This is a genomic window from Jiangella alba, from assembly GCF_900106035.1.
Classification (GTDB): domain Bacteria; phylum Actinomycetota; class Actinomycetes; order Jiangellales; family Jiangellaceae; genus Jiangella; species Jiangella alba.
Genome location: NZ_FNUC01000004.1, coordinates 469,584 through 485,900 on the forward strand (window position 1 = coordinate 469,584; position 16,317 = coordinate 485,900).

Annotated in this window: 18 protein-coding genes; 10 read left to right on the top strand and 8 right to left on the bottom strand. The window is 72.9% G+C overall.

Annotation, left to right across the window (positions count from 1 at the left end):
• Window positions 1-12 precede the first annotated feature (12 nt).
• Window positions 13-1,383: an FAD-binding oxidoreductase gene (locus BLV02_RS19980; RefSeq protein WP_069109819.1), complete on the bottom strand. Its 1,371-nt coding sequence runs from the start codon at window positions 1,381-1,383 to the stop codon at window positions 13-15.
• A 116-nt stretch (window positions 1,384-1,499) separates the two neighbouring features.
• Between BLV02_RS19980 and BLV02_RS19985 the strand changes: the two genes are divergently transcribed.
• From BLV02_RS19985 to BLV02_RS19995, 3 genes are all read left to right on the top strand, one after another.
• Window positions 1,500-2,600 carry a sulfite oxidase gene (locus BLV02_RS19985; RefSeq protein WP_069109820.1) on the top strand — a complete coding sequence of 367 codons (1,101 nt, stop codon included), beginning with the start codon at window positions 1,500-1,502 and terminating at the stop codon, window positions 2,598-2,600.
• A gap of 102 nt (window positions 2,601-2,702) precedes the next feature.
• Window positions 2,703-3,506: an ABC transporter ATP-binding protein gene (locus BLV02_RS19990; RefSeq protein ID WP_069109821.1), complete on the top strand. Its 804-nt coding sequence runs from the start codon at window positions 2,703-2,705 to the stop codon at window positions 3,504-3,506.
• The gene (locus BLV02_RS19995; protein ID WP_069109822.1) at window positions 3,503-4,267 is read left to right on the top strand and encodes an ABC transporter permease; all 765 of its coding nucleotides are present in this window, start codon (window positions 3,503-3,505) and stop codon (window positions 4,265-4,267) included. Before BLV02_RS19990 ends, BLV02_RS19995 begins: the two co-directional genes overlap by 4 nt.
• A 60-nt stretch (window positions 4,268-4,327) precedes the next feature.
• Here the strand turns inward: BLV02_RS19995 and BLV02_RS20000 are convergent, their stop codons facing one another.
• Window positions 4,328-5,257: a type IV toxin-antitoxin system AbiEi family antitoxin domain-containing protein gene (locus BLV02_RS20000; RefSeq protein WP_216094030.1), complete on the bottom strand. Its 930-nt coding sequence runs from the start codon at window positions 5,255-5,257 to the stop codon at window positions 4,328-4,330.
• A gap of 155 nt (window positions 5,258-5,412) precedes the next feature.
• Here BLV02_RS20000 and BLV02_RS20005 point away from each other — a divergent pair, with 155 nt between their 5' ends.
• Both BLV02_RS20005 and BLV02_RS20010 read left to right on the top strand, forming a co-directional pair.
• Window positions 5,413-6,024, top strand: a complete 612-nt coding sequence (locus tag BLV02_RS20005) for a DJ-1/PfpI family protein (protein ID WP_069109823.1) — start codon at window positions 5,413-5,415, stop codon at window positions 6,022-6,024.
• Entirely contained in the window at window positions 6,021-6,524 is a 504-nt protein-coding gene (locus BLV02_RS20010; RefSeq protein ID WP_069109824.1) for a MarR family winged helix-turn-helix transcriptional regulator, read from the top strand. The genes BLV02_RS20005 and BLV02_RS20010 overlap by 4 nt, the downstream gene beginning before the upstream one ends.
• Window positions 6,525-6,529: 5 nt before the next feature.
• Here BLV02_RS20010 and BLV02_RS36605 read toward each other — a convergent pair whose 3' ends face one another.
• The 5 genes from BLV02_RS36605 to BLV02_RS20030 all read right to left on the bottom strand — a co-directional run bounded on the left by BLV02_RS36605 (window position 6,530) and on the right by BLV02_RS20030 (window position 9,290).
• Complete coding sequence (locus BLV02_RS36605; RefSeq protein ID WP_171906664.1) at window positions 6,530-6,700, bottom strand: hypothetical protein; 171 nt, start codon at window positions 6,698-6,700, stop codon at window positions 6,530-6,532.
• Between the two features lie 137 nt (window positions 6,701-6,837).
• Complete coding sequence (locus BLV02_RS20015) at window positions 6,838-7,296, bottom strand: GNAT family N-acetyltransferase (protein ID WP_069109825.1); 459 nt, start codon at window positions 7,294-7,296, stop codon at window positions 6,838-6,840.
• A gap of 316 nt (window positions 7,297-7,612) precedes the next feature.
• Entirely contained in the window at window positions 7,613-8,056 is a 444-nt protein-coding gene (locus BLV02_RS20020) for an SRPBCC family protein (RefSeq protein WP_069109826.1), read from the bottom strand.
• Window positions 8,053-8,748 carry an SGNH/GDSL hydrolase family protein gene (locus BLV02_RS20025; protein ID WP_069109827.1) on the bottom strand — a complete coding sequence of 232 codons (696 nt, stop codon included), beginning with the start codon at window positions 8,746-8,748 and terminating at the stop codon, window positions 8,053-8,055. The genes BLV02_RS20020 and BLV02_RS20025 overlap by 4 nt, the downstream gene beginning before the upstream one ends.
• Complete coding sequence (locus BLV02_RS20030) at window positions 8,745-9,290, bottom strand: TetR/AcrR family transcriptional regulator (RefSeq protein ID WP_069109828.1); 546 nt, start codon at window positions 9,288-9,290, stop codon at window positions 8,745-8,747. Before BLV02_RS20030 ends, BLV02_RS20025 begins: the two co-directional genes overlap by 4 nt.
• A gap of 58 nt (window positions 9,291-9,348) precedes the next feature.
• Here BLV02_RS20030 and BLV02_RS20035 point away from each other — a divergent pair, with 58 nt between their 5' ends.
• A complete protein-coding gene (locus BLV02_RS20035; RefSeq protein WP_069109829.1) occupies window positions 9,349-9,894 on the top strand; it encodes a molybdenum cofactor biosysynthesis protein in 546 nt (181 codons plus the stop codon).
• Between the two features lie 13 nt (window positions 9,895-9,907).
• On the opposite strand, the gene BLV02_RS20040 is transcribed toward BLV02_RS20035, so the two are convergent.
• Window positions 9,908-10,180, bottom strand: coding sequence for a peptidoglycan-binding protein (locus tag BLV02_RS20040; RefSeq protein ID WP_141711414.1), 273 nt, complete (start codon window positions 10,178-10,180; stop codon window positions 9,908-9,910).
• Between the two features lie 236 nt (window positions 10,181-10,416).
• Between BLV02_RS20040 and BLV02_RS20045 the strand changes: the two genes are divergently transcribed.
• The 4 genes from BLV02_RS20045 (at window position 10,417) to BLV02_RS20060 (ending at window position 16,290) form a co-directional block, all read left to right on the top strand.
• Window positions 10,417-11,799, top strand: a complete 1,383-nt coding sequence (locus BLV02_RS20045) for a hypothetical protein (RefSeq protein ID WP_141711415.1) — start codon at window positions 10,417-10,419, stop codon at window positions 11,797-11,799.
• Window positions 11,800-11,928: 129 nt separating this feature from the next.
• Window positions 11,929-13,893, top strand: a complete 1,965-nt coding sequence (locus BLV02_RS20050) for a sialidase family protein (RefSeq protein ID WP_069109831.1) — start codon at window positions 11,929-11,931, stop codon at window positions 13,891-13,893.
• A 316-nt stretch (window positions 13,894-14,209) separates the two neighbouring features.
• Window positions 14,210-15,418, top strand: a complete 1,209-nt coding sequence (locus BLV02_RS20055; protein WP_069109832.1) for a quaternary amine ABC transporter ATP-binding protein — start codon at window positions 14,210-14,212, stop codon at window positions 15,416-15,418.
• Window positions 15,415-16,290: an ABC transporter permease gene (locus tag BLV02_RS20060; RefSeq protein ID WP_069109833.1), complete on the top strand. Its 876-nt coding sequence runs from the start codon at window positions 15,415-15,417 to the stop codon at window positions 16,288-16,290. Before BLV02_RS20055 ends, BLV02_RS20060 begins: the two co-directional genes overlap by 4 nt.
• The last annotated feature ends 27 nt before the right edge of the window (window positions 16,291-16,317 follow it).

Consider the following 16,317-nt stretch of genomic DNA (forward strand, 5'->3'; position numbering starts at 1 on the left):
GCGGCCACCGAATTACGGTGCGATGTTCTGGTTCAGGTGGAACACGTTGTCCGGGTCGTAGACGCGCTTCACCGCGCGGAGCCGCTCATAGTTGCCGCCGTAGTTGGCGGCGACCCGGTTCTGGTCGTCGGCGGCCATGAAGTTGACGTAGCCGCCTTCCTCGGAGTGCGGCGCGGTGGCCGCGTAGTAGTCGCGCACCCAGCCGATGTTCGCGTCGTTCTGCGCCGGGTCCGGCCACATGCCGGCGATCACCGTCGCGAAGCTGGCCTCGCGGTGGCCGAACGCGGTGGCGTCGGGCGCGACCCGGTGGACCGCGCCGTTGATCGGGTAGATGTGCATCGTCGAGTTGACGACGGGCACCTTGGGGCCGTGGTCGAGGTGCGCCGCGATCACCTCGTCCGACAGGTCGCGGACGAAGTTGGCCTTCCAGTAGTGCTGCAGTCCGGGCGGCACCAGGGCGTCGAACGCGCTGTTCAGCGCCGGGTACGGCATCGGGCCGACGTGTTCGGCGACGACCGGCGCCACGTCGCGCAGTTCCTTGAGCACCGACTCGCCCTCGTCCATCGGCCCGGCCCAGCAGGACACGAACGCCAGGAACGGCTCGCCGTGGCGGGCCTCCGGGATGAACGGCAGCGGCGGCGCGATCTGGTACGCCGGGAAGCCGCCGAACTGCTCGGGCGCGTCCTGGATGAACTCGCGGTAGAACCGCAGCACGTCGGCGGCGTCGTCGAGCGAGAAGAACATCGGCCCGCCGTAGATGTCCTTCACCGGGTGCAGCTGGAACTCCAGCGACGTCACGACGCCGAAGTTGCCGCCGCCGCCGCGCAGCGCCCAGAACAGGTCGGCGTTCTCCTCCTCGCCGGCGACCAGGATGCGGCCGTCGGCGGTGACGACGTCGGCGGAGACCAGGTTGTCGCAGGACAACCCGAGGCCGCGGGCCAGGTAGCCGATGCCGCCGCCCAGCGTCAGCCCGCTCACCCCCGTCGTCGAGATGATCCCGCCGGTCGTGGCCAGCCCGTACGGATACGTCGCGGCGTTGAAGTCGCCCCAGGTCGCGCCGCCTTCCGCGCGCGCCGTCCGCGCGGCCGGGTCGACCCGGACCCCGCGCATGGCGCCGAGGTCGATGACGACGCCGTCGTCGACGGTGCCGAAGCCGGGCACGCTGTGCGAGCCGCCGCGGACGGCGATCTCCAGGTCGTTGGCGCGGGCGTAGCGGACGGCCGTCGCGACGTCGCCGGTGTTGGCGGCCCGCACGACGGCCCGCGGCCGCCGGTCGATCATCGCGTTGTACACGCGCCGGGCCTGGTCGTAGCCGTCGTCTCCGGACGCGTACACGGCGCCGCGGACCTGCTCGCGCAACTGGTCGAGCGTGAAATCGGACATGGTGCTCCCCCCTCGGGTGTCAGCCGATGTCCCCGTTCTCCCACCGTGCCGTGTGACGCCGCGTGTGACCTGCCGGGACGGTTGCCAGCCGGGCGCACGGGGAGTACGACTGGACGATGGGCACGGTCGAGGACTGGGTGAGCGCACCGGCGCGCGTCGCCGAACCCGGCGAGGGCGTCTCGGTCGACGAGTTGCGGCTCGCCGCCCGCAACCACGGCCTGCCGCTGGAGGCGTTGCGCTACGACGTCACCCCGGCCGGTCTGCACTACCTGCTGACGCACTACGACATCCCGGCGCTCGACCCGGCCGGCTGGCGGCTGACGGTGTCCGGCGCGGTCGCCCGGCCGCTTTCGCTGAGCCTCGACGACCTGCGCGCACGGCCGCGGGTGACCCACCGCGTCACGCTGGAGTGCGCCGGCAACGGGCGCGCGCGGCTGAGCCCGCGGCCGGTCAGCCAGCCGTGGCTGGACGAAGCGGTCGGCACCGCGGAGTGGTCGGGCACCCCGCTGGCGGCCGTGCTCGCCGAGGCCGGCGTGGCCCCGTCCGCCGTCGACGTCGCGTTCACCGGCGCCGACCGCGGCCTCGAACGGGGCGTGGAGCAGACGTACCAGCGCGGGCTGCCGCTGGCCGAGGCGCTGCGCGACGACGTCCTGCTGGCCGACGAGATGAACGGCGGGCCGCTGCCGCCGCAGCACGGCGCGCCCGTCCGGCTGATCGTCCCCGGCTGGTACGGCATGGCGCACGTGAAGTGGCTGGTCGGCGTCGACGTGCTGGAATCGGCGTTCGACGGCTTCCAGAACGTGACGGCGTACCGGGTGAAGCAGTCGGCCGACGACCCCGGCGAGCCGGTCACCCGCATCCTGCCGAGGGCGCTGATCCAGCCGCCCGGGGTGCCCGACTTCCAGAGCCGGGTCCGCGTGCTCGACTCCGGCGTCGTCGAGCTGACCGGGCGGGCGTGGTCGGGCTGGGCGCCGGTCGAGTCCGTCGAGGTCAGCACCGACGACGGCGGCACCTGGCGACCCGCCGAGCTGGGCCCGCAGCCGGCGCCGTACGCGTGGCGGTCGTGGCGGTTCGAGTGGACCGCCCACCCCGGACGGCACGAGCTGCGCGCCCGCGCCCGCGACGCCGCCGGCCACGAGCAGCCCGTCGACCAGGCGTGGAACCGGCAGGGCGTGGCCAACAACCACGCGCAGCAGCTCACCGTCGTTGTGCGCTGACGACATCTCCTCGGCCGACCTTGTCGGTATCGGCGGTTACGGTTCGACGTCTCGGTGGGGACGCACCGTGCGCCCCCGTGGCATGGACCACGAGGAGGGACCATGAACGCTCTCGCGATCGAGGCCGAGGGCCTGGTCAAGCAGTATCGCGGCCGCACCGGCACCGTCGACGCCGTCCGCGGCGTCGACCTCGGCGTCACCGCGGGCGAGGTCTTCGGGTTCCTGGGGCCGAACGGCGCCGGGAAGTCCACGACCGTCCGCATGCTCACCACGCTGCTCACCATCACGTCGGGCACCGCGCGCGTCGCCGGCATCGACGTCACGGCCGACCCCGACGCCGTCCGCCGGCGCATCGGCGTCGCTCTGCAGGAGGCCGGGCTGGACCCACGGCAGACCGGGCGGGAGCTGATCGAGCTGCAGGCGCGGCTGTTCGGCAGCGGCGCGGCCGACGCGGCGGCCCGGGCGGAGGAACTGCTCGAGCTGGTCGAACTGACCGACGCCGCCGACCGCCGCATCAAGGGCTACTCGGGCGGCATGAAACGCCGGCTCGACCTCGCGTCGGCGCTGGTGCACCGGCCCGAGGTGCTGTTCCTGGACGAGCCGACCACCGGCCTCGACCCCGCCAGCCGGCTGGGCGTCTGGGACGAGGTGCGGCGCATCAACCAGCGGGGCACCACGGTGTTCCTCACCACCCAGTACCTCGAGGAGGCCGACCAGCTCTGCGACCGGCTGGCGATCATCGACGACGGCCGCATCGTCCGCTCGGGCACTCCGGCGTCGCTGAAGGCCGAGCTGCGCACCCGGCTCGGGCTGGCGTCCGACCCCACGCTCGACGAGGTGTTCCTCGACGCGACCGGCCGCACCCGCGAACGCGTGGCCGGCGACGTCCAGGAGGTGACGGCATGAGCGCGCTCGTCCAGACCGAACTGCTCGGCCGCCGGGCCATCCGCGAGTCGCTGCGCACGCCCGAGGCGCTCGCGCCGACGCTGTTCATCCCGGTGTTCTTCCTGGTGGTGAACTTCGGCCAGGCCGGCCGGATCTTCCCGTCCGACTCCACCCCGTTCCTGTACGGGCAGACGTACGCGGCCTTCCAACTGCCCAGCTCGCTGCTGCTGGCCGCGTCGTTCGGCTCGGCCGCGCTGTACCTCGTCGAGGACATCGAGGGCGGCTACTTCGACAAGCTGCGGGCAGCGCCGGTGTCTCGCGCCGCGCTGGTGGTCGGCCGGCTGATCGCCGAGGGCGCGAAGACCGCCCTGCTCACGGTCGCGCTGGTCATCATCGCGCTGCCGTTCGGCGTGACCATCGCCAGCGGGCCGGTCGGTCTGGTGCTGCTGGTCGTGCTGACGTCGCTGTGGGGCATGGTGTTCGCCGGGTTCATGCAGCTCATCGCCCTGAAGACGCGCAGCGCGGCGGCCACGAACTCGGGCGGGCTGGTGTTCTTCCCGCTGCTGTTCCTGACCCCGAACTTCGTGCCGCGCGAGCTGCTGACCCGGCCCATGGAGATCGCGGCGACGCTCAACCCCGTCACGTACGTCATGGAGGCGCTGCGGTCGCTGATCCTGCAGGACCTCCAGTGGGACGTGTTGGCCCGCGGGTTCGGCGTGGTGGCGGCGTTCGGCGCGCTGATGGTGTTCCTCAACCTGCGGCTGGTGCGCCGGTACGACTGACCCGACCTCGCCATGATCATCAATGATCCAACCACCCCTGATGGGCTGGATCATTGATGATCACGGAGCGACCTGGCAGGACGGGCCGCACGATCGCGGGCGTCCGGTCCAGCCCCGGGCGCGCAGGACGCGGACGTGTTCGGCGGCGACGCCGCACGCGTCGCCGAAGACGTCGGCGTGGCCGTAGCGCAGGGTGGCGTGGCCGTCGACGGTGGCGCGGTTGTCGCGACGCCGGTCGCGGAAGCGGCCCTCGCCGGTGTGGCCGATGCGTCCGTCGAGTTCGACGCGCACCCGGTACTCGTCGTAGTCGACGTCGATCCAGCTGACCCGGCTTCCCGCGATGCGGCGTTGACGGCAGCCGGTGGGGAGGCCGTGGGCGCGTTCGACGCGGCGCAGGTGGCGCAGCTCCAGCGGTGACTGGGCGCCGTCGGCGAGCATGGCTTCGGTCATGGGGCGCCAGCGGATCTTCTTGCGTCGTGCCAACGCGTCGGCCAGCCGTTGCGGTGTGGTGAGGCGGCGTTGGCAGGCCGCCGTCACCCAGCCCTCCGCCTCGCGCGGGTGTGGCGCGACGTCGACGAGGTCGAGGACGGTGTCGTCGAGGCGGGTGCGGGGTGGGTTCTTCGACGGGTGCCGGGTGTGGGGCAGCCGGTGCGCGTAGTGGACCCGGACGCCGTCGATCTTGCACTGGACGTAGCGGTCCGCGGGGACGGTGACGTGGATGACCGGTCCGGCGTCGTCGCACAGGCCGTCGAGGTAGGCGGCCGTGCGGTGACCGGCCACGGCGCCGCGGCCGGCACGCAGGACGGCCGCCCACACCTGGGCCTCGAACGGCAGCGGACCCGTGAACGTCGCGAACACCCCCGCGTGAACCCGTCGCCATCGTCGCGAGGTGACGAGCCACTCGACGCGCCGTGCGTTCAGGCCGCTCGCGATCGCCTGCGCACGGCTGAGCATGCCGTGCTGCCGGGTGAGCAGCTCGTCAAGATCCACCTCACCAGCCTGCGCGAACTCGTCCCGCCGCGCCAACCAGCCTGTGGACGGCAATGATCATCAATGATCCAGCCCTGTAGGGATGGTCGGATCGTGGATGATCCCGTCGATTCGACCTATTGACAACATGTTCCCGAAGTGACAACATGTTGTCCATGACCCAGACAGCGCACATCGCCCTGTACGACACGCTCGCCGACTCCGAGATCGGGCACCTGCTCGTGGAGCTGCGCACCGGCCGGTTCATCGGCACGCCGTGGAACGTCGTCACCGTCGCCGAGACGGCCGACCCGGTCACCACCATGGGCGGCATGCGCATCGTCCCGGACATGGTGCTCGCCGACCTCACGCCCGAGTCGAGCGACCTGCTGGTGCTGGCCGGTGCGGAGATGTGGGACGCCGGCGGCGGGCAGGCATGGACGGACGCCGCGCGGCGGTTCCTCGACGCGAAGGTGCCGGTCGCCGCCATCTGCGGGGCGACGGCCGGCCTCGCGCGGGCGGGGCTGCTGGACGACCGCGACCACACCAGCGCGGCGCTCGAGTACGTCACCATGCAGCCCGGCTACGGCGGCCGCGACCGCTACGTCGACGCACGCGCCGTCGTCGGTGGCGACGTCGTCACCGCCGGCCCGGACTCGCCGGTGCAGTTCGCCCGGGCGACGATGGGCCGGCTCGGCCTGGCGTCGGAGGAGACGCTGCAGGCCTACGAGGCCGTGTTCCACGCCGCCGACGCGAGCGCGTACCCGGTGCTCATGCGGGCAGCATGACGGCGACGACGCAGGTCCCGCCGCGCGCGGAGTGGCCGGAGCCCGAGCCGGCCACTCCCGCCGGCGAGGTGCTCACCGAGCTCGCCTTGACGACGTTCCGGCTCAACGCCCGGCTGATGGAGGCCGCGCAGGACATGGCGGCCGCCGGCGACATCACCGCCGCGTGGTGGCAGGTGCTCGGCGGCGTCCTCGACCAGCCGCGCACGCACGCCGACATCGGCCGGCTCATGGGGATGTCGCGGCAGGGCGTGCGCCGCGTGGCCGACCTGCTGGTCGAGCAGGGGCTGGCGGAGTACCGCGACAACCCCGCGCATCGCCGGGCCAAGCTGCTGGCCTGCACCGAGGCCGGTTACTGGGCGATCCGCCGCATCTCGCTGGTGCAGCACCCGTGGGCCGAGCACATCGGCTCGCAGCTCGACCTCGGCGACCTCACCCGCGCGCTGGACACCATGCGCGCGCTGGTCGCCGTCCTCGAGGCCGACCGCCCGGCCGGCAGCTGATGCCGTCAGGGCTGGACGCGCAGCACCGCGACCAGCAGAGCGAGCACGATCGCCACCGACGCGGCCCACTGGACCTGCAGCAACGTGCCGCGCAGGTCGCGCGCGAATGCCGGCGTCAGGACGTCGGCGAACCTGCGCCGATCCGACCGGGACCGCCCCCGCCTCGGCGTCGCCATGTCGCGGCCTCCTCTCCCGAGGGGCACCCTCCTCCGGGCCATCGGCGTCCACCACACCCCCGGAGGAGGCTGCACCCCTCGACGGATAGGAGACCGCCGGGCGCGGGATCAGCACGCCGCACGTTCTGTGATCTGCGTCACAGCTGACGGGTCATGAAGACGCTGAGCGGGTCGGGGCCGTAGCCGGCGAACGGGGCGCAGTACTCGAACCCGAACTTCTCGTAGAGCCGCCGGGCCGGCTGGAAGAACGCGTCCGACCCGGTCTCGAGGCTGAGCCGCCGGTATCCCATCGCCCGCGCCTCGCCGACGATGTGGCCGAGCAGCAGCGACGCGATGCCGCTGCGCTTGCGGGCGGCCGCCGTCCGCATCGACTTCAGCTCGGCGTGCCGTTCGTCCAGCCGCGCGACGGCCCCGCACCCGACGACCGTCCCGGCGTCGTCGCGGACCGCCCAGAACGTGACCCCCGGCCGGCGCAGGCCGTCGAGGTCGAGGGCGTGCTTGCTCTCGGGCGGCGAGATGGACCGCAGCTCGCGGACGTGCTCGTCCAGGAACGCCGCGATCTCCGCCCCGGCCAGGTCGTCGACGGCGATGCGCATGGTGACGACGCTAGGACGCCGATGTCACGTCGATGTTTCGCCGGTGTACGGCCCGTTGCGCGCAGGTCCCGACGCACGCGGTTCGGCGCCTGACATAGCCCCTCCCGGCCCGGGTGTGTGACCCGCCACGTGGGATGACGACGTGGACGTCATGGTGGTGACGACGAAACCCGAGTCACGGTCGGTGGACCCGCGGCGCGCACCGGAGGTCGCGAGGCACGTTGCGCCGCCGACGCCCGTCGCCCACGTCACCGCCGATGAGCGGCCGACACGCGTCGCGGTAGGTAGACCCCTCCCGGCCCGGGTGGGGCCCACCCTACGGGCGGGCACTGACACTCGCGCGCTCACGAACGTCGCGGAGGATGCGGGCGACGGCGAGGCGATGGGCGCCGGACGTGATGACGAGCAGGCGGTAGGCCCGGCCGTGCGGACCGGGGAACGCGGCCTCGGTGCGCGCGCTCACCGTCGTCCCGCCCGGGGCCGCGGCCAGCGTGAACGTCAACGCGTAGTGGGAGAACCGGTGCCGCCCGGCCAGCCGGACCAGCCGCTCCGGCTGCACCGCGGCCACCGCGAACCCCGGCACCGTCGCGCCCGGCTCGAGCGGGACCCCGGAAGACCGCCGCGGCGTGGTCCCGAGCACCCACGACAGCGCGCCCGCCGCGCGCATGCCGCCGACATGCGCACCCAGCGCCGCCCACACGGCGGACGGCGGGGCGGGGACCAGCACCTGGTGCTCGTCGACGAACGGGAGGACGGTCATGTCGCCGGGATGGCGGCGACGACGGCGGAGGCCCAGACGTGGTAGCCGGTCGCGGACGGGTGGAAGCGGTCGGCGCTGAAGAAGTCCATCGACGGCAGCCCGTCCGACGCGACCGTCGTCCACGCCACCCGCGGCCGCGCCGCGCACACGTCCCGCGACACCGCGTCGACGGCGGACGCCCGCTCGCCGAGGTAGCGCCGCAGCGCCCGCGGCAGCGCCGGGAACAGCCCGAACGGCGGCACTCCCGCGACGACCACCCAGGCCGACCGGTCCGTGAGGCCGTCGACGATCGCGGCGAGGTCGGCGCCCCAGTCGGCCGGCGAGCGCCGGGTGAGCACGTCGTTCGCCCCGGCCAGCACCACGGCCACGTCGTACGAGCCGGTCAGGCGGGGCAGCAGCCGGTGCCGGACCCGCCGCGCCGTCGCGCCGTGCTGCGCGGCCACCGTCCAGGTGACCGGGCGACCGGCCCGGGCGGCGAGCAGCCCCGCCAGCGCGCCGGCGAACCCGTCGTCGTGCGAAGAGACGCCCGACCCGGCCGCCGTCGACTCGCCGAGCACCGCCACCCGCAGCGGCGCGCCCGCGCCGTCGCCGATCGTGCCGGTCACGCGGTCGTCGACCGGCTCGGCCAGCGTGAACGTCGAGCGCACCCACAGCCCCTGCACCGCGACCAGGGGCAGCAGCAGCCGGTTCACGAGGCCGCACCGGGCAGCAGGGTGCCGACGGCCGCCCGAGTGCCGTCGGCGAGATCGACGCCGATGGCCTGCAGCAGCACCACCAGGGCGCCGTCGGCCAGGAACCGGGCGAGGTCGTCGGCGCCGGCGCCGGTCAGCGCGGCCGACTCGCCGAGGAGGACGGTGATGACGCCGCGGCAGCGCTCGGCCACCACCTCGTCGCGCCGGGCGATCGCCGACGCCTGCAGCCACAGCCCGCCGGTGACGCCGCCGGAGAGCAGTTCGCGAAAGCCCGCGCCCATCGCCGTCATCGGGTCGCCGGGCCGGTCGGACGCGGCCGCGCGGAACGCCGTCCGCACCCGCTCCTCCACCTCGTCGACGCAGGCCACCAAGAGCCCCTGCTTGCTGCCGAAGAGCCGGAAGACGTACGGCTGCGACACCCCGATCTCGTCCGCGACGCGTTGCAGCGCGGCCGTGGTCAGGCCGTCGTCGGCGATGACCCGCATCGCGACGGCGACGGCGTCGGCTCGCCGCTGCGACGCGGTACTGCGTACCTCTGCCATACCTCGCAGCATGTCAGAAGTAAGTACTTACTTACAAGAGTCGGGCTAGCATCGGGGGGTGAACGGCGATGGCCGCCCGGTCGAGATCGTGGCGCTGCTGGTCTCACCGGTGCACGCGTACGAAGGCCGGCCGCAGGACGGGCCGCGGCCCGATCCGGCGCCCGCCGCCCGGACGGAGGTCACGGTGCGCGCCGGGCTCGGGCTGGTCGGCGACCGCTACTTCGGCCGGCCGGCGCACCGCAACGCCGCCGTCACGCTCATCGACGCCGCCGCCCTCGACGACCTCGCCGCGGCGCTCGGCCTGGATCATCCGCTCGATCCGCTGCTGACCAGGCGCAACATCGCGATCCGCGGCTTCCCGGTCGATCAGCTCGCCGCGCGGCGGCCGGAGCCGGGCGCGCTGTTCACGCTCGACTCCGGCGCGGGGCCGATCCGGTTCCAGGCGCACCGGGCGGCGAACCCGTGCGCCTGGATGGACGTCGCGCTGGCACCGGGTGCGTTCCGCGGGCTGCGCGGCCGCGGCGGCGTCCGCTGCACCCCGCTCGACGACGGCGTGCTGCGACTCGGGCCGGCGACCCTCACGGTCGAGTCGGGCGCCGACTGAGGGCGGGCGGACCTCAGCCCAGCCCGAGCCGCTGCCAGGTCTGCTTGCCGGGGATGCCGTCGGCGTCGGTGCCCTTCCAGCCCTGATCCTCCTGGAACGCCTTGACCGCGGCCTGGTCGGTAGCCGACCACGTGCGGCTGGGGCCCTCCTTGTAGAGGTCGCGGTATTTCTTGCTCCGCAGCACCAATGCCGAGCCGACCAGGAGCACATAGTCGTTGACCTTGCCCGCCCCGAACACCTCGGGACCGGGATACGGAACCACCTCGACCACAACAGCTTCGGACATGTCCCCTCCAGCGTGATCGGCCACGATCGTGAAGCACAGCGTAGGGACTGCGGGCGCCGGTTCGCAGCATCTTCACCCACGCCATCTGTGCACACCGCCCATGACCTTTAGTCATGACAGTCTCGACGCGACCGTCACCGGATCGAGTCCCAGAAGTGATCAAAAATGATGATCACGATGACTCCCAGAATCGTGACAAGGCGGGAATAATGGCGATGTAGTGCAGGGGGACGATCGTGATGCAGAACAGCGGCGTGCGGTGGAGCACTCCGCACCAGCAGTCGGTGCGACTGGTCGTCGTGACAGCCGTGGCCGCTTCGAGCGCCGCCCTGGCCCAGTACTGGACCGGCATCCCGTGGGGGCTGCTGCTCGCCCTGTGCGCCATCGCGGGCGTCGGCACACCGCTGGTGTGGTGGCTGCGGCAGCGAGCGGCGAGCTGGGACCAGCGCGAGCACGCCGTCGAGTCGACCATCCGCTCCGCCGTCGATGCCGGCGCACTGCCACGGACGGGCGACTCCGCACTCCAGCTGTTCGGCGTCCATCGCGCCCCGCTGCACATGACCTACCTGACGAGGAACGCGCATGCGGAGATCGTGACGGCGCTGCAGACGGGCCAGCCGACACTGCTCGTGGGACACGCCATGGCGGGCAAGTCGCGGCTGGGCGCGGAGGTCGTCCGCCGGCACTACGCCGAACTGCCCCTCGTCGTCCCGGCGCCGCCGCGCGGGCTGGCGCAGCTCTTCGGCGCGGGCGGGAGCCCCGTGCGCACGGTGATCTGGCTCGACGACCTCGAGCGCTATCTGGGCGACGACCTGTTCCGGGTCGAGTGGCTCGATCGCGCGGTCCATGCCGGGAACGTCGTGGTGGCGACCATGCGGTCCAGGCCGTACGAGCGGTTCCTGCCGCACGGGGACCTCCAGCGTTCCCAGTGGGAGCTGCTCGAACGGTTCCGGCCCGTGTGGCTGCACGCGGATCCCGACGAGCGCAGGCGGCTGGCCGCGATGATCGACGACCCCCGCATGCGGGCCGGCGTGCTGCGATACGGCCTCGCCGAGTACCTCGGGGGCGCGGTGCTGGCGATCGCACGGCTGCACGCCGGCGAGTCCGAGCACCCGCTCGGCGCGGCCATGGTGCATGCCGCCGCCGACTGGCGGCGCGTGGGCCTCGACGCCGTCCCGGAGCCGGTCCTGGCCCGGCTGGCCCGCCGCTACCTGCCGGAACCCGGCCGCCGCGGCAGCGCGGACCGCACGGCCCGCGCGATCGAATGGGCGAGCGAGCCGATCGATCACACCGTCGCACTCCTGGAACCGACGGCGGGTGGCTGGCGTGCTTTCGACCCGGTGGTGGACCACCTCGCGGCGGAGGGCCGACCGGTGCCGGACGCGGTCTGGAACGCCGCGCTGCGGTCGGCCGGCGACCGGTTGATCGCCGTCTGTCACGCCGCGGCCGCGGTGCATCACCGGCAGGACGTCGCGGAACGCGCCTGGCGCCGGGCGCTGGAACGCCACGGCGACACCGCCGTGCTGACCGCCCGGCTGCTGCGCGACCTGCGGGGTTCCGCCCCCGACGCCGCGTGGTGGACCGACCCGCCGTCGCCGCCCGACTGGCTCCGGCCGTGACGCGACGCTGACCCGGCGGCTGCGCGCGGCGCCGGAATCTCCCTGCAGAGGCTTGCCCAGCCCGGGCCGCACGGCTACCGTGGCACGACGTTTCATGTCGATCCGCCGGACTTGTCAGGGAGTGGACGCATGCCACGCACCGCCGTCGTCGCCGCCATCGCCGCACTGGGACTCGCCGCCGGGCTGGGGGTGAGCACGTCGGCCGCCGCGTCCGGTGAGTTCCGCACGTTCGACGCGGAGCCGCTCGGCGCCGCGCCGGCCGGTTACACCACGCAGGGCGACATCACCGTCGCCGAGGCGCCGTTCGGGCCGCCCGGGAACCGCGCGGTGCACCTGGCCGACTACACGGCGACCCTCCAGTCGCGACTGCAGATTCCCGCCCCCGCGGCCGCTGCCAGGCGGTTCGAGTTCGACCTCGCGATGCACACGACGCGCCAGGCGGTGTTCCTGGCCGTGCATGCCGACGGCGACAACCCGGCGCTCGGCGCGTACCGGTTCATGATCACCCCGATGTACGCCTACGGCGGCAGCAGCACCGCGCAGGTCCTGGTCTACGACGGACGGCAGTACCTGCGCCTGGCCACCGTCCCGATGCTGACGGCGCGCGACCACCCGAGCCGGGTCCGCATCGACGCGAGCGGCGACGCGGCCGTGCTGACGGTGAACGGAATGTCGTTCCGTACCACGGTGCGGGCGTCCGGCGGCAGCGCGATCACCGGCCTCGAGCTGGCGTCCAGCGGCGCGGCCGGGGTCGGCTCCGACGCCTACCTGGACGACGTCGCGCTGAGCGAGCTGGACCCGGCCGGCCCCGCGCTGGCCGAAGGGCTGCCCGTCACCGGCGTCCTCCCGTCCTACGTCGCCGAGAAGCACCCGGCGTCCACCGTCGTCGCGACCATCGACGCGCCCGGCGTGCGGGCGGGGCAGGTCCGCGCCAGCGTCGTCGTCGACGGCGTCGACCGGCCGTTCGCGGGCCGCGTGCACGGCGAGCCCGGCCGGCTGGCCGTCAGCGCCGCCATCGACGCCACCGACATCGGCCTGCACCCGGTCACCGTCACCGTCACCGACCTGCGCGCCGGCGTCACCCGCTCGACCCAGCTGCGCATCCAGGCGTACTCGCCGATCCCCGCCCAGGTCGTCGCGCAGGAGCCGGAGGGCGCCGCCGAGCCGCGGTTCCCCGACGCGGTCCGGCTGCCTGACGGCACGATCGTGCTGGCCTACCACTACGCCGACGCGCACACGAAGGCCGACGGCGTCGTCCGCATGGTCCGCTCGGCCGACGGTGGCGCCACCTGGACCGACCCCGTCACCGTCGCGGCCACCGACGGCGCCGACAACCGCGACCCGAAGCTCAGCGTGCTGCGCGACGGCACGGTGCTGGTGACGGTGTTCCGCACCGACTGGTCGACCAGCCCCGAGAGCAACCTCGGCACGTTCGTCTACCGCTCGGCCGACGGCGGGCTGACGTTTCCCGAGGTCACGCAGGTCGAGAGCGCGCAGCCGGGCGCCTGGCAGCACGGTCCCGCCGTCGAGCTGCCGAACGGCGACATCCTGCAGCCGCTGTACGGGTACGGCGCGCGGGTCGCCCGCAGCACCGACGGCGGGCGCACCTTCCCCGCTGCGAACGAGCGCACCGTCGTCGAGGACGACGAGCGGTTCTCCAACGGCGAGCCGAACATCGTCCGGCTGCCCGGCGGCGAGCTGGTCATGCAGATCCGGCGGCACGACAACCTGCTGGCGATCGAGAGCGAGTCGACCCTCGTCCGTTCCTTCGACGACGGCCAGACCTGGACCGACCCCGAGCCGACCGGCCTGCCCGCGTCGTCGGCGCACCTGCTGGTCACCGACGACGGCTCGGTGCTGATGACCTACGGCAACTACGCCCAGGCCGGGCGGCCGACGTACGGCGTGCTGATCGACGACCCGTCCGGGCCGTGGACGGACCAGCGGCCGCTGGCGCTGTACAACTCCGGCTGGGAGGACCAGGCCAACCCCACCACCGTCCAGCTCGACGACGGCTCCTTCCTCTCCTTCGGCTTCGACGTCGCCGCCCGCACCGTCGTCTCCTTCCGCACCACCGCCGCCGACTACGACTGAGCGCTTGATCGTCCACATGGCGGACGGTGGGCGTCTCAGCAGGTAACCATTTGGCATTGCACTCGTCACAATTCCGCTGCTCCGGACGTGTCCGGTTGGCCGACTATCGCCGCCTTGGGCTAGCGTCACCAGCGACCGAACCAGACCAGACGCGGTTGGGGTTGTCGGCCGACGGTGCGGGCTCAAGCCCGCGGTGCCGCTTTCGTCCCCGCTCGCGTCGCTCGTCGCGTGGCTCACCGGCCGCCCTGAACGTGGGCGCCGAAAGCGCGCCCGGTGGAACCGGTGCGTCGCGTGGCAGACGAACGAAGGGGAGGGCGTGACCGCCGTACGCGCGGAAGGACTGTTCAAGGTCTTCGGCCGAGGCGCCGACGACGCCGTTCAGCGGCTCAGGGACGGCGCGAGCCGTGCCGACGTCGTCGCGCAGGGGGCGACCCCGGCGGTGATCGACGCGAGCTTCGAGGTGCAGCCGGGCGAGATCTTCGTCGTGATGGGGCTGTCCGGATCGGGCAAGTCCACGCTGATCAGAATGCTCAACGGCCTGTGGGAGCCCACGGCCGGCCATGTCTACGTCGACGGTGTCGACATCTCCGGCATCGACGCGGGCGAGCTGCGCCGGGTGCGGCAGCAGAAGATCAGCATGGTCTTCCAGCACTTCGCGCTGCTCCCGCACCGGACCGTCGCCGAGAACGCGGCATACGCGCTGGACATCCAGGGCGTGCCGAAGGACGAGCGGCGCGCCAAGGCCGCCGAGGCGCTGGAGCTGGTCGGGCTGCGCGGCTGGGAGGACCGCTACCCGGCCCAGCTGTCCGGCGGCATGCAGCAGCGGGTCGGACTGGCCCGCGCGCTCACCGCCGGCAGCGACATCATGCTGATGGACGAGGCGTTCTCCGCCCTCGACCCGCTGATCCGGCGCGAGATGCAGGACCAGCTGCTGGAGCTGCAGGCCAGCCTCGGCAAGACGGTGGTGTTCATCACGCACGACCTCAACGAGGCCATGCGCCTGGGCGATCGCATCGCGGTCATGCGCGACGGCCGCATCGTGCAGGTCGGGACGGCGGAGGAGGTGCTGCGCGACCCCGCGAACGACTACGTCGCGCAGTTCGTCGCCGACGTCGACCGCACCCGCGTGCTCACCGCGTCCAGCGTCATGGTGCCGGCCCAGCTCGAGGTCAACATCTCGGCCGGGCCGCGGGTGGCGCTGCACGGCATGCGCGACAAGCAGCTCAGCGCGGCGTTCGTCGTCGCCCGGGACCGCAAGCTGCGCGGCGTCGTCCGTGACGACGACGTGGTGGCGGCGGTGAACCGGGGCGACAGTACGCTCGAGTCGATCATCGTGTCCGACGTCGCCTCCGTGCACCCCGACACCGTGCTGGCCGAGCTGTTCGCGCCGTCCGCGGAGTCGGTGCTGCCGCTGGCGGTGGTCGGCGACGACGGCCGGCTGCTGGGCGTCATCCCACGGGTGACGCTGCTGACCGCGATGGCCAGCGTCGCGGAGGCGCTGCCCGAGGCGGAGGTGGTCCGATGAGCGACAGCTTCGACCCGCTGGACCCGCGGTTGCGGGTCGGCACCTGGGTCTCCGACGCGTTCGACTGGTTCACCGACACCTTCCAGCCGGTGCTCGACTTCGTCGACACCGTGCTCGACGGCGCGTACTCCGCCGTCACCGACGTGCTGAGCGCACCGCCGTTCCTGGTGATGATCGTGCTGTTCGCCGCGCTCGGCTGGGCGGTGCGCTCGTGGAAGTTCGCCGTCTTCACTGTGGTCGGGTTCTACCTGATCGCGGCGATGGACAAGTGGGACGGCGCCATGCAGACGCTCGCGCTGGTGCTGGTGGCCGCGTTCATCGGGAGCGCCCTGGCCGTGCCGCTGGGCATCTGGGCGGCCCGCTCGCCGACGGTGAGCAACCTGCTGCGACCGGTGCTCGACTTCATGCAGACGATGCCGGCGATGGTCTACCTGATCCCGACGCTGGGCGCGTTCGGCATCGGCGTCGTCCCCGGCATGATCTCGACCATCGTGTTCGCGATGCCGCCCGGCGTCCGGTTCACCGAGCTGGCCATCCGCCAGGTCGACACCGAGGTCGTCGAGGCCGGGCAGGCGTTCGGGTCGTCGCCGATGCGCATCCTGCGGCAGATCCAGCTGCCGCTCGCGCTGCCGACGATCATGGCCGGGATCAACCAGGTGATCATGCTGTCGCTGTCGATGGTGGTCCTCGCCGCCATGGTCGGCGCGGCCGGCCTGGGCCTGGACGTCGTGGCCGGCCTGTCGTCCCTGAACGTGGCTCGCGGCGTGGAGGCCGGTCTGGCCGTCGTCGTGCTCGCCATCTATCTGGACCGTGTGGTGTCGGCGCTGGCCGACCGCGCTCCAGTCGTCCGGGCGTCGAGAGTGCGCGCCTGAACGTCGCTTCACGAGTAGGTCCTCGAA

Coding starts and splice junctions, on each gene's coding strand:
- BLV02_RS36605 (WP_171906664.1), bottom strand. CDS start 6,700: ATGGCGACGCCGAGGCGGGGGCGGTCCCGGTCGGATCGGCGCAGGTTC.
- BLV02_RS20050 (WP_069109831.1), top strand. CDS start 11,929: ATGCCACGCACCGCCGTCGTCGCCGCCATCGCCGCACTGGGACTCGCC.
- BLV02_RS20030 (WP_069109828.1), bottom strand. CDS start 9,290: ATGGCAGAGGTACGCAGTACCGCGTCGCAGCGGCGAGCCGACGCCGTC.
- BLV02_RS20060 (WP_069109833.1), top strand. CDS start 15,415: ATGAGCGACAGCTTCGACCCGCTGGACCCGCGGTTGCGGGTCGGCACC.
- BLV02_RS20020 (WP_069109826.1), bottom strand. CDS start 8,056: ATGACCGTCCTCCCGTTCGTCGACGAGCACCAGGTGCTGGTCCCCGCC.
- BLV02_RS19995 (WP_069109822.1), top strand. CDS start 3,503: ATGAGCGCGCTCGTCCAGACCGAACTGCTCGGCCGCCGGGCCATCCGC.
- BLV02_RS20005 (WP_069109823.1), top strand. CDS start 5,413: ATGACCCAGACAGCGCACATCGCCCTGTACGACACGCTCGCCGACTCC.
- BLV02_RS19980 (WP_069109819.1), bottom strand. CDS start 1,383: ATGTCCGATTTCACGCTCGACCAGTTGCGCGAGCAGGTCCGCGGCGCC.
- BLV02_RS19985 (WP_069109820.1), top strand. CDS start 1,500: ATGGGCACGGTCGAGGACTGGGTGAGCGCACCGGCGCGCGTCGCCGAA.
- BLV02_RS20040 (WP_141711414.1), bottom strand. CDS start 10,180: ATGTCCGAAGCTGTTGTGGTCGAGGTGGTTCCGTATCCCGGTCCCGAG.
- BLV02_RS20010 (WP_069109824.1), top strand. CDS start 6,021: ATGACGGCGACGACGCAGGTCCCGCCGCGCGCGGAGTGGCCGGAGCCC.
- BLV02_RS20015 (WP_069109825.1), bottom strand. CDS start 7,296: ATGCGCATCGCCGTCGACGACCTGGCCGGGGCGGAGATCGCGGCGTTC.
- BLV02_RS19990 (WP_069109821.1), top strand. CDS start 2,703: ATGAACGCTCTCGCGATCGAGGCCGAGGGCCTGGTCAAGCAGTATCGC.